Genomic DNA, 11,604 nt, shown 5'->3' on the forward strand with positions numbered 1-11,604 from the left:
GCCGTCAACCGGGCTAATCCACATGATGAACATCAACGAGATCATCGAGTATCTGCCGCACCGCTATCCTTTCCTGCTCATCGACCGCGTACTGGAGCTGGAAGAAGGCAAGCGCGTCATCGCGCTCAAGAATGTGACGGTGAATGAACCCTTCTTCCCCGGCCACTTCCCCCATCACCCGGTGATGCCCGGCGTGCTGATCGTCGAGGCCATGGCGCAGGCCGCGGCCGTGCTGTCGTTCAAGAGCATGGGCGTGAAACCCGACGAAAACTCGGTCGTGTATTTCGCCGGCATCGACAACGTGCGCTTCAAGCGTCCGGTGGTGCCGGGCGACCAGTTGATCTTCGAGGTCGAGATCACGCAGAGCAAGCGGAACATCTACAAGTACAAGGGGGTCGCGCGCGTCGATGGCGAGATTGCGACCGAAGCCGACCTGATGTGTGCCCTGAAGACCCTATGATCCACCCGACCGCCATCGTCCACCCCGGCGCCCTGCTCGGCGAGCGCGTCTCGATCGGGGCCTATTCGATCATCGGCGAGCATGTCGAGATCGGCGAGGGCACCCGGATCGGGCCGCATGTGGTCATCGAAGGCCATACCCGTATCGGCCGCGACAACGAGATATTCCAGTTCTGCTCGCTCGGCGCCAAACCGCAGGACAAGAAGTACGACGACGAACCGACCCGCCTCGAGATCGGCGACCGCAACACCGTCCGCGAATACTGCTCGTTCAACGTCGGCACCAGCCAGGATGCCCGTGTCACCCGCATCGGCGACGACAACTGGATCATGGCCTACGTGCATGTGGCGCACGACTGCCAGGTTGGGAACCATACGATCTTCGCCAACAACGCAACGCTGGCGGGTCATGTGCATGTCGGCGACTGGGCGATCCTGGGCGGCTTTACCGGCGTGCACCAGTTCTGCCGCGTCGGCGCGCACAGCTTTTGCGGCGTCGGCACGGTGCTGCTGCAGGATCTACCGCCCTTCGTCACCGTGGCCGGCAATCCGGCGAAGCCGCACGGCATCAACAGCGAAGGCCTCAAGCGCCGCGGCTACGGCAGCGAGGGCATCGCGGCGATCAAGCGCGCCTACCGTGCGCTGTACCGCGCCGGCCTCACGCTCGACGAGGCGCGCCAGCAGATTGCCGAGATCGCAGCCGGGCAGGCGGAGGTTGCCTTGCTCTCCGATTTCATAAGCGATTCCGGCCGCGGCATCGTCCGCTGAGTCCCGCCCTCAGCCATGACCATCCGCATCGCGATGGTCGCCGGAGAAGCTTCCGGCGACCTGCTTGCCAGCCACCTGATCCGCGCCATTCGCCAGCACTTGCCCGATGCCCAGTTCTTCGGCATCGGCGGCCCGAAGATGCAGGCCGAAGGCTTCGATGTGCGCTGGCCTTGCGAACTGCTGGCCGTGCATGGCTATGTCGACGCGCTCAAGCGCTATCGCGAGCTGTCGGGCATCCGCCGCAGCCTGCTCGCGCAGATCCGCAAGGAGCGCCCGGCGGCCTTCATCGGCGTCGACGCGCCCGACTTCAACCTGTGGCTGGAAGGCAAGACCAAGGAGGCGGGCATTCCCGCCATCCACTTCGTCAGCCCGTCCATCTGGGCCTGGCGTGGGGGGCGCATCAAGCGCATCGCGCGCTCGGTCAGCCGCATGCTGTGCCTGTTCCCGTTCGAATCGGAACTCTACGAGCGTGCCGGCGTGCCCGTCAGCTACGTCGGCCACCCGCTCGCTGACGTTTTTCCGTTGTGCCCCGACCGTGCAGCGGCGCGCGCGCTGCTCGGCCTGGGCCATGATCGCCGCGTGGTGGCAATGCTGCCGGGCAGCCGGCAGTCCGAAGTGCGAAACCTCGCCGACACCTACATCGCGACCGCCTGCCGCATGCTCGAACGCGACCCCGCGCTGGTCTTCCTGGTGCCGCTCGCGACGCGCGAGACACGCGCGATCTTCGAGGAAGCGCTGCACCGCAAGCAGGCCACGGAGCTGCCCATCCGGATGCTCTTCGGCCATGCGGTCGAGGCCATGACCGCTGCCGACGCAGTACTGGTGGCAAGCGGCACGGCCAGCCTCGAGGCCGCATTGCTGAAGCGGCCGATGGTGATCACCTATCGCATCGGCGACTGGCAGTACCGGCTGATGAAACGCATGGCCTACCTCCCGTGGGTGGGACTGCCGAACATCCTGTGCAACGAAAGCCTGGTTCCCGAGCTGCTGCAGGACGAAGCCACGCCCGACAGGCTCGCGGCCGCGCTGGAAGACTGGCTGGGCGATGCTGACCGCTGTGCCGCACTCGAATTCCGTTTCACCGAACTGCACCTCGCCTTGCGCCAGGACACCGCGCAAAAGGCGGCCGAGGCCATCCTGCCCTATCTGGGCGGTGGGGCGGCATGATGCCGGACCTGTTCATGCACGCGGCGCAGGACGAGGGGCTGGCACTCGTGTGTGGTGTCGACGAAGCCGGACGGGGGCCTTTGTGCGGGCCGGTCGTCGCGGCGGCCGTCATCCTCGACCCGGCGCGGCCCATCGACGGCCTTGCCGACTCCAAGAAGCTCAGCGAACGCACGCGCGAACGTCTGGCACCGCTGATTCGCGAACGCGCGCTGGCCTGGGCTGTAGCCGAAGCCAGCGCTGCGGAAATCGACCGCCTCAATATCCTGCACGCAACCATGCTCGCCATGCAGCGCGCGGTCGAAGGGCTTGGCATCGCGCCGGGCGAAGTGCTGGTCGACGGCAACCGCTGCCCGCCGCTGCCATACCCCGCGCGTGCCATCGTCAAGGGCGATGCCACCGAGGCGGCGATCTCGGCTGCATCCATCCTGGCCAAGACGGCTCGTGACGAGACCATGCGCGTGCTCGATGCGCAATGGCCGCAATACGGGCTCGCCGCGCACAAGGGCTATCCCACCGCAGCCCATTTGCGGGCACTGCAGGAACACGGCGTGGCCGATTTCTACCGCCGCAGCTTCGCTCCCGTCCGGCGCCTGCTCGACCCCGCCACGCGTGCGTGATGAAGCCGATCAGCTCCCGTGACAATCCGCTGGTCAAGCGCCTGCATGCGCTTTCGGCCTCGTCGCGCGAGCGGCGCAAGTTCGGCGAGTCGCTGCTCGACGGTGCGCATCTGCTGGATGCCGCGCTGCTTCGCCAATGGCCATTGAAAGGCGTCGTCGTCGCCGAAAGCAGCCTTGCCAGCGCCGAGGTCCGCAACCTGCTCGCGCGCTGTCCGGCCGAGGTGCCGTGCTATCGCTTGCCCGATGCGCTGTTCGCCCATGTCAGTCCGGTCGACACGCCTTCGGGTCTGGTGGCCATCATCGACCTGCCGCCCGAGCCGCCGCCTGCGGTGTTGTCGCGCTGCGTGGTGGTGCTCGATGCGGTGCAGGACCCCGGCAACCTCGGCACCATCCTGCGGACGGCGGCAGCGGCGGGCGTGCGTGATGTACTGCTCACCGACGGCTGCGCCGGTGCCTGGTCGCCGCGCGTATTGCGCGCCGGCATGGGGGCGCACTTCGGCTTGAGCATCCGCGAGCGGGCCGACGTGCTGCAAGCGCTGCAGGGCTTCCCCGGTGCGGTATTGGCCACGGCGCTGGCAGCGGATGCACGCAGCCTGTACGACATCGATCTCGAGCGTCCGGTCGCGTGGCTGTTCGGCGCCGAAGGGCAGGGCCTGTCTCCCGCGCTGCTCGCGCGCGCATCCGAACGTGTCGTCATCCCGATGGCGGGCGACATCGAATCGCTCAACGTCGCGGCAGCCGTGGCAATCTGCCTGTTCGAGCAGGCCCGGCAGCGCACGCGTTAATTGCGTCACGTTTTCCCCAGGCCGGAGATTGACAGGCGTATCACCGGCGCCTGATGCTGTCGCCGGCATTTGTTCGCGACATATCTCGATGGCATGATCCGGACCCAAAGCGAGGCAATTAGACGGCAGAAAGCCGCATGTGCCGAGGAGACGAGGAATGACGATCTACACCAAGACACCTAGAGGCGCGGGCGAGATCGCCAATCGCAGCGGAGCGATTGGCCAGCGCGCACGGCGCGTGCTGATCCTGATCGACGGATTGCGTTCGCACGAGGCGCTGCGCACGCTGTCGGGCGACGGCGAACTCGATGCCAGCCTTGCTCAGCTACGGGATGCAGGCTTCATCACGGCCGCCCGCGAGACCGGGGCTACGGCAAGGGATGCGTCCGCGCCCCCGGCGTCCCACAGCGAGGACGCATCCCAGAACCTGCAGAAGGCGCGCAACTTCATGATCAACACCTTGCGCGCCTTCCATGGCAATTACAGCAAGCTTGGCCTGATAAAGCGCATCGAGGGCTCGCAGCAACGTGCCGACCTGGAGGCGCTGTTCGACGAATGGCGCGCCTCGATCACCGAGAACCGGACCGGCCTCAAGCGTGTCGACGAACTGACGAGCCAGTTGCGCGCGGTGATGTAGCCCCCGTTTGCTAACATGGGGCCTTCCTCGTTGGCACGCGCGCGCGCACCTCACTCCCCATGATCTTCGTCATTTCTCCCGCCAAGGCGCTTGACTACGAAACGCCGCCGGCCACCCCGGTCTTTACCCAGCCCGGCTTCCTCGACCAATCCGCCGAACTCATCGACATCCTGCAGGCCTATTCGCCGGCGCAGATCGCAGCGCTGATGTCGCTGTCGGATGCGCTCGCGAGCCTCAACGTCGCGCGCTATGCGCAGTGGTCGCGGCCGTTCTCGCCGGACAATGCCAAGCAGGCGGTGCTCGCCTTCGACGGCGATGTGTATGAAGGGCTGGGTGCCTCCAGCCTGACCCAGGACGAGCTCGACTGGGCGCAGGACCACCTGCGCATCCTGTCGGGCCTGTACGGCGTGCTGCGCCCGCTCGACCTCATGCAGCCCTACCGCCTGGAGATGGGTACCCGCCTCGAAAACGCCCGCGGCAAGAACCTGTATGCCTTTTGGGGCGAGCGCATCACCGACGAGCTCAACCGCCTGCTCGCCGTCGAGGAAGATGCCGGGCGCGCGCCGATCCTGTTCAACCTCGCCTCCGACGAATACTTCAAGTCGGTCAAGCCCGGCAAGCTCAAGGGCCGATTGGTCAGCGCGGCCTTCGAGGACTGGAAGGGAGGGCGCTACAAGATCGTCAGCTTCTATGCCAAGCGCGCACGCGGCTTGATGAGCCGCTACCTGATCCAGAACCGCATCGACGACGTCGACGGAGTGAAGGGCTTCTGCGCCGAGGGCTATGCCTTTGCCGCCGAGGTTTCCGAGGCCGACCGCCTGGTGTTCCGCCGCCGCGAGGAGTGAGTGTGATGCGCATCAGTTCGTGCTTCGACTCCGGGGCGATCGAGGTGCTCGACCTCGATGCGCCGCAGAACATCCGGCTGCGCTTGCGGGCGGACAACGCGGCGAATTTCCGGCAGTGGTTCCATTTCCGCCTGATGGACGCGGCGGGCAGGGCAGTGCGCATGGTGTTCGAGAATGCCGCGCAGGCCGCCTATGCGGACGGCTGGCCCGGCTATCGCTGCGTGGCCTCGTACGACCGCCGGAACTGGTTCCGCGTCGCGGACACGCGCTACGAAGACGGACGCTTGATCGTCGAGCACACGCCCGAGCGCGACAGCATCTATTACGCCTACTTCGAACCGTATTCGCACGAACGCCATCTCGATCTGCTGGCGCGCGCCGAAACCTCGCCCTTCGCCCGCGTGCGCAACCTCGGCGCCACCGTCGATGGCCGCGACCTCGATCTCGTCATCGTCGGGCAAGCCGGGCCGTCCGCGCTCCGCGCCCGCCGCCCGGTGTGGATCATCGCCCGCCAGCACCCCGGCGAGACCATGGCCGAGTGGTTCGTCGAAGGCTTGCTCGAACGCCTGCTCGACCCCGCCGATGCCGTGGCGCGCAGCCTGCGCGAGCAGGCGCTGTTCCACATCGTGCCCAACATGAACCCGGACGGTGCGGTGCGTGGCAACCTGCGTACCAACGCGGCGGGGCGCAACCTCAATCGCGAATGGCGCGAGCCGGATCTCACCGCCAGCCCGGAAGTCTTCCTGGTGCGCGAGGAAATGCAGCGCACGGGCTGCGATCTGTTCCTCGACATCCACGGCGACGAGGCGCTGCCCTACGTGTTCTTCTCGACCGCCGAAGAGGTGCCCGGCTTCACCGCCCGCGCGGCGCAGCGGCAGGCGCGCTTCATCGAGGCCTTCGCCGCCGCTGCGCCCGACTTCCAGACCAGGGAAGGCTACACGCCCGGCCGCTTCGGCGAAGAACTGCTGACACTCGCCAGCAAATGGGTGGCCAACCATTTCGGCTGCGTATCGTTGACGCTGGAAATGCCCTTCAAGGACAACGCCAATCTGCCCGACGCCCGGACCGGCTGGAACGGCGCGCGCAGCAAGCGCCTCGGCGCGGCGATGCTCGACCCCATCCTGCGCCATCTGGCGGAGGACACCGCGGAGGGCTAGGCGCCGCGGCCCAGATCGGCCAGGATGGCGGAGGCGCAGGCCGTGCCCGAGCGCACGGCGGATTCGAGCGTGGCCGGATAGGGCGAGTCAAGATAGTCTCCCGCCAGCCACAGGCCGTGCAGCGGGGTGCGCATGCCGGGGCGGAAGATGCCGGGGCGGCAGGCGATGGTGGCGCGCTTCTCGACGATGACCTGTGACCATTCCGGCGCGGGCAGCCTGCGGCCCAACTGGCGTTCGAGCTGGGCATGGACGGCCAGGATCAGTTCGTCGCGGGCAAGCGCCTCGTGCGGCCCGCTGGCGCTGATGACGCAGGCGACCAAGCCTTCCGGCCCGCCCAGTTGTCCGCGGTCGAAAGCCCATTGCGCCGGGTTGGCGGCATTACCGCCGACCAGGCCGATCATCGGCTCGGGCAGTTTCTGGCCCTTGCCCAGCGCGAGGTACACCGACACGATCGGCTCGTGCGGCAGGGCGTCGATCTGCGCGGCGAGGCGGTCGCAGTGGCCTGTGGACGCGAGCAGTGCGCTGGCATGGTAAGGCGCGGTGGCGACGACCACCTGCGGCCAGGGTTGGGTGCCGGGATCACCTTCGAGGCGGAAGCCGCCTTCGACCGGCTGGATGGAGTCGATCGCGTTGCCGGTGCGCAGCTTGCCGCGCCGCGTGGCCAGATAGCGTGCGGCCGGCACCGGAAACAGCTCGGACAGGTCGACGCGCGGGATCAGCAGCTCGCTATCGCTGGCCGAGGCCGCAAGGCTGTCGCGCAGCACTTTGGCGAACACCTGCGCCGAGGCTTCGTCGGCCGGTGTGTTCAGCGCGGCCACGCACAGGGGAATCCACACCAGTTCGGCCAGCGCCGGCGTCTGCCGTGTCGCGCGTAGCATCGCCGTCACCGTCATGTCGGGCGGCAGGCGGAAATCCCGTTTGCGGAGCCAGCGCATCAGGCGCAGCATCGCCAGCCGGTCTGCCCAGTCCAGGCCTTCGGCACGCAACAGGCCGACGGCGAGATGGAAAGGCGTCGGCAGCGCGGCGGCTTTCAGCTTCAGCCTGCCGGGGACGTGAAGGGTCAGCGGCAGATGGGCGAGCTGCTTGGGCGAACACCCGGTGGCGCGCAGCAGCCGCGTCAGTTCGGTGTAGGCGCCGATGAGGATGTGCTGGCCGTTGTCGACGCGCCAGTGGTGGTCCTTGTGCACCACCCGCGCGCGGCCGCCCAGCGTGTGCGAGCGCTCGAACACCGTCACATGCACGCCGGCGCGCGCCAGCTCGACGGCGCAGGCGAGGCCGGCATAGCCGGCGCCGATCACCGCGACGACGGGCACGCCCATGGCCTCAGCCCCTGAACCAGGTGGTGCCGGCCAGCCAGACCTTGCGCAGCGGCGTCAGCGAGGTGCGGCGGTCCAGCACCTGGAAGCCGTCGGCGGCGATCTCGCGCAGCAGCGTGCGATAGATGGCCGCCATCACCAGGCCGGGGCGCTGCGACTTGCGGTCGACGCGCGGCAATTGCGCGAAAGCCTGGTCGTAGAAGGCTTCCGCGCGCTCGGCCTGGAAGGCCATCAGGTCGCGGAAGGCCGCTGAATGGCGTGCTTCGAGGATGTCCTTGGCCGGCACGCCGAAGCGCTGCAGGTCATCGATCGGCAAGTAGATGCGGCCGCGGCGCGCATCCTCGCCGACGTCGCGGATGATGTTGGTGAGCTGGAAGGCCAGTCCGAGATCGTGGGCGTACTTCAGCGTCTGGCGGTCCTGGTAGCCGAAGATTTCGGCCGCGAGCAGGCCGACCACGCTGGCCACCCGGTAGCAGTAGAGCTGCAGGCCCTTGAAGTCGAGATAGCGCGTCTGCGACAGGTCCATGGCCATGCCGTCGATGATCTCCAGCAATTGCTCCTGCGGCAGCGCGAAGCGGGCCAGCACGTCCTTCAGCGCATGGCCGACCGGATGGGTCGGATTGCCGGCCCAGGCGCAGGCCACTTCCTTGCGCCACCATTCGAGCTTGGCCTGGGCCAGCGATGGATCGTGGCATTCGTCGACGACGTCGTCCACCTCGCGACAGAAGGCGTACAGGGCGGTGATCGCCCGGCGCCGTTCGGGCGGCAGGAACATGAAGCTGTAGTAGAAGCTGGAGCCGCTCCTGGCGGCCTTGTCCTGACAGTAGTCGTGCGGATTCATGCGATGTTCCGATGGTTCAGGGCGCGCCAGGCCAGAAGCAGCCAGTCGCGTCTTGCAAGCCGGGGCCGGTGACGGAAGACGTCGTAGCCGGCGGCCTCGATGCGTTCCAGGATGCGCAGGCCGCCGAGCACGATCAGGCGCAGTTCCCAGCCGATGCGGCCGGGCAGGGCGAGGGCGAGTGGCGCGCCGTCGGCCATCATGGCGCGGGCACGTTGCACCTCGAAGGCCATCAGCGCCCGCCAGCGCTCGTCGCAGCGGCCGGCTTCGATGTCATCCTCGGTGACGCCGAAGCGCGCCATGTCGTCCTGCGGCAGGTAGATGCGCCGTTTCTGCCAGTCGATCGCCACGTCCTGCCAGAAGTTGATCAACTGCAGGCTGGTGCAGATGGCGTCCGCGCGGCGAAGCTTGTCGGGGGTGGCGGCCGCGTACAGGTGCAGCATCAGGCGACCGACCGGATCGGCGGAGCGCCGGCAGTAGTCGTGCAGCTCGGGAAAATCGCAGTAGCGCGTCTTGCCCACGTCCTGGGCGAAGGCGTCGAGCAAGTCGCGGAAGGGTTGGAGCGGCAGCGCATGGGCCGCGATCGCGCGCCCGAGCCGTTCGAACATCGGCGCCAGGCTGCGGTCGGACACGGCATCGCCGCGCGCGCAGGCTTCCAGCGCCTGGCGGTAGTCGTGCAGGCGGGCGAGCCGCGCGACGGCCGGCGCGTCGCCCTCGTCGGCCACGTCGTCGGCGCTGCGCGCAAAGGCATAGATCGCCTCGACCGGCTCGCGCAGGCGCGGCGGCAGCAGCAGCGAAGCGACAGGAAAGTTTTCGTAGTGGTCGACCGGCATGCCTGGCGGAGAAGATGCAGTCCCACGCGGAAGGCGGGCGGCCCCGCGCGGCTCGGCGGGCGGAGTATATACGCGAATCGCCGCGGCTCCCGGATCGGGGCCTTCGTACGGGGCGGCGGATCGGCGCGCGTGATGACACAATTGCACTTTTCCGCCCTTCCCAGGCCCGCTCATGCTCGAAGCCCGCGCCTTGCGCAAGACCCTGCCCGGCACCTCGCCGCGCGTCCTGTTCGACGACCTGGAGCTCCAGGTCGCCGGTGGCGAGTGCGTAGCCATCGTCGGCGAATCGGGGGTGGGAAAGTCGACGCTGCTCAATTGCCTGGCGGGGCTGGAGCCGCTCGATGGCGGGCACATCGAAGTCGGCGGGCGGCGCATCGACGGGCTGGACGACGACGCAATGGCGCGGCTGCGGCGCGAAGCCTACGGCTTCGTGTTCCAGGCCTTCCATATCCTGCCGCACCTGACGCTGGCGCAGAACGTGGCGCTGCCGCTGTGGCTGCTGAAGCAGGACGACCGCCGGGCGGACGAGCGCGCCCGTTCCATGCTCGCGCGCGTCGGGCTGCACGGGCGTGCCGACGATGCGCCGCACACCTTGTCGGGCGGCGAACTGCAGCGCGTGGCGATCGCACGTGCCCTGGTCCATGGCCCGCGCCTGGTGCTGGCCGACGAGCCCACCGGCAACCTCGATCCCGCCCGTGCGAACGAGGTGCTCGATCTGCTGCTGGATCAGCTCCGTGCCAGCGGCGCGGCCGGCGTGCTGGTCACGCATTCGCGCATGGCGGCGCAGCGCGCGGACCGCGTGCTCGAACTCGGCCAGCTGCGGCTGATGGACATTACGGAGCACGCATGAAAGCCGCAGCCCGATCACCCGCGGGCGTTGCCGGGCGGGGAAACCGGTGAGCAAGACGCTGCGGCGGCTTTTCCTCGCCAGCCTGCTGCGCCGCCGCCTGGCCAGCGCGCTGTCGCTGCTGGCGATCGCCCTCGGCGTGGCGCTGGGGCTGGCGGTGCAACTGATCCACGGCGCCGCCATCGATGAGTTCGGCCGGGGTGTGCGCTTGCTTTCCGGCGAGGCGGATCTGCAATTGGTGGGGCCGCGCGATGGCTTCGACGAGGCTGTCTATGGTTTGCTGGCCAACCGCCCGGAGGTGGCCGTGGCCAGTCCGGTGCTGCGCATCGACGCGCGCCTGCCGGGGCGGGAGGATACGCTGGAAGTCCTCGGCATCGATCTGTTCCGCGTCGCCCGCATGCAGCCCATGCTGCGGCCACGCGCGGATGCCGTGCTGGCCGGCGAGGATACCCGCTTCGCCGCGCTGCAGCCGCGCAACGTGTTCCTCTGCGAGGACGCCCGTGCCCGCCTGGAGAAGCCGATGTCGCTGGATAATGGCGAGATGGCGGCGCCTGCGCTGAGGGATGGCGAACTGAGGGTGCAGTCCGGCGTGCGCAGCTTCGCGCTGCGGTTCGCCGGTACGCTCCCGCTGGCCAGCGGCCAATTGGCGGTGATGGACATCGGCGGCGCCCAGCAAGCGTTCGGGCGCATCGGCGTGCTGAGCCGCATCGATCTCAAGCTGGCCGACGGCATCAGCCCGGAAGCCGCGCGCCAGGCCTTGTCGCCGCTGCTGCCGCCCGGGCTGGCGCTGCGCGTGCCGGAAGCCGCGGCCAGCGAAGCCGGTACGCTGTCGCGCGCCTACCGCGTCAATCTCACCATGCTTGCTGCCATCGCGCTGCTCACGGGAGGCTTTCTGGTGTTTTCCACCCAGGTACTGTCCGTTGCGCGCCGGCGGCGCGAATTTGCGCTGCTGCGTGCGCTGGGCATGGAAAGGCGCGCGCTGCTGCGCGGCCTTCTGGCCGAAGGGGCGGTGGTCGGCTTGGCGGGCGGCGTGCTGGGGGTGGCGCTTGGCCACGCGCTGGCGGCGCTGGCCTTCAGGCTCGTCGGCGGCGACCTGGGGGCAGGGTTCTTCCGCGGCACCCAGCCCCAGTTGCAGTTCGATGCCGTGCCTGCCGTGGCCTATATGGCATTGGGCATCGCCGCTGGCGTGGCCGGTACCTGGCTGCCGGCGCGTGCGGCTTCGCGCGTGGCGCCGGCGCGGGCGCTGAAGGCCGGTGAGGCGCAGCATGCCGGCCTGCCCCGGGCGCAAGGGCGCCTGCCGTTGGCCTTGGCACTGGCCGCGCTGGCGGGGGGGGG

Annotated in this window: 13 protein-coding genes; 10 read left to right on the forward strand and 3 right to left on the reverse strand. The window is 68.5% G+C overall.

What is annotated here, in order from left to right:
* Positions 1-25: 25 nt before the first annotated feature.
* The 8 genes from fabZ to C666_RS02535 all read left to right on the forward strand — a co-directional run bounded on the left by fabZ (position 26) and on the right by C666_RS02535 (position 6,435).
* Entirely contained in the window at positions 26-460 is a 435-nt protein-coding gene (gene fabZ, locus C666_RS02500; protein ID WP_028792224.1) for a 3-hydroxyacyl-ACP dehydratase FabZ, read from the forward strand.
* The gene (lpxA, locus tag C666_RS02505; protein WP_004333317.1) at positions 457-1,227 is read left to right on the forward strand and encodes an acyl-ACP--UDP-N-acetylglucosamine O-acyltransferase; all 771 of its coding nucleotides are present in this window, start codon (positions 457-459) and stop codon (positions 1,225-1,227) included. Before fabZ ends, lpxA begins: the two co-directional genes overlap by 4 nt.
* A gap of 15 nt (positions 1,228-1,242) precedes the next feature.
* Entirely contained in the window at positions 1,243-2,394 is a 1,152-nt protein-coding gene (gene lpxB / locus C666_RS02510; RefSeq protein WP_004333319.1) for a lipid-A-disaccharide synthase, read from the forward strand.
* On the forward strand, positions 2,391-3,011 hold the full coding sequence (gene rnhB, locus C666_RS02515; protein WP_004333321.1) for a ribonuclease HII: 621 nt from the start codon (positions 2,391-2,393) through the stop codon (positions 3,009-3,011). Before lpxB ends, rnhB begins: the two co-directional genes overlap by 4 nt.
* On the forward strand, positions 3,011-3,796 hold the full coding sequence (locus C666_RS02520) for a TrmH family RNA methyltransferase (protein ID WP_004333323.1): 786 nt from the start codon (positions 3,011-3,013) through the stop codon (positions 3,794-3,796). The genes rnhB and C666_RS02520 overlap by 1 nt, the downstream gene beginning before the upstream one ends.
* A gap of 157 nt (positions 3,797-3,953) precedes the next feature.
* Positions 3,954-4,433: a hypothetical protein gene (locus tag C666_RS02525; protein ID WP_004333325.1), complete on the forward strand. Its 480-nt coding sequence runs from the start codon at positions 3,954-3,956 to the stop codon at positions 4,431-4,433.
* A 59-nt stretch (positions 4,434-4,492) separates the two neighbouring features.
* Positions 4,493-5,278, forward strand: coding sequence for a peroxide stress protein YaaA (gene yaaA, locus C666_RS02530; protein WP_004333328.1), 786 nt, complete (start codon positions 4,493-4,495; stop codon positions 5,276-5,278).
* 5 nt (positions 5,279-5,283) lie between these two features.
* Positions 5,284-6,435, forward strand: coding sequence for a M14 family metallopeptidase (locus C666_RS02535; RefSeq protein WP_004333330.1), 1,152 nt, complete (start codon positions 5,284-5,286; stop codon positions 6,433-6,435).
* Here C666_RS02535 and hpnE read toward each other — a convergent pair.
* Genes hpnE through hpnC form a run of 3 tightly spaced genes read right to left on the reverse strand, consistent with a single transcriptional unit; the run spans position 6,432 to position 9,422 of the window.
* Complete coding sequence (gene hpnE, locus C666_RS02540) at positions 6,432-7,754, reverse strand: hydroxysqualene dehydroxylase HpnE (RefSeq protein WP_004333332.1); 1,323 nt, start codon at positions 7,752-7,754, stop codon at positions 6,432-6,434. The genes C666_RS02535 and hpnE overlap by 4 nt on opposite strands.
* A gap of 4 nt (positions 7,755-7,758) precedes the next feature.
* On the reverse strand, positions 7,759-8,592 hold the full coding sequence (hpnD, locus tag C666_RS02545) for a presqualene diphosphate synthase HpnD (RefSeq protein WP_004333334.1): 834 nt from the start codon (positions 8,590-8,592) through the stop codon (positions 7,759-7,761).
* The gene (hpnC, locus tag C666_RS02550; RefSeq protein WP_004333336.1) at positions 8,589-9,422 is read right to left on the reverse strand and encodes a squalene synthase HpnC; all 834 of its coding nucleotides are present in this window, start codon (positions 9,420-9,422) and stop codon (positions 8,589-8,591) included. Before hpnC ends, hpnD begins: the two co-directional genes overlap by 4 nt.
* A 172-nt stretch (positions 9,423-9,594) precedes the next feature.
* Between hpnC and C666_RS02555 the strand changes: the two genes are divergently transcribed.
* Together C666_RS02555 and C666_RS02560 are read left to right on the forward strand one after the other, a co-directional pair.
* Positions 9,595-10,272 (forward strand): ABC transporter ATP-binding protein, encoded by a 678-nt coding sequence (locus C666_RS02555; protein ID WP_004333338.1) that lies wholly within the window; start codon positions 9,595-9,597, stop codon positions 10,270-10,272.
* A 46-nt stretch (positions 10,273-10,318) separates the two neighbouring features.
* Positions 10,319-11,604 (forward strand): ABC transporter permease (locus C666_RS02560; RefSeq protein WP_004333339.1); only part of this gene is annotated, 1,286 nt, incomplete at its 3' end.

The organism is Thauera linaloolentis 47Lol = DSM 12138 (assembly GCF_000310205.1).
GTDB lineage: Bacteria > Pseudomonadota > Gammaproteobacteria > Burkholderiales > Rhodocyclaceae > Thauera > Thauera linaloolentis.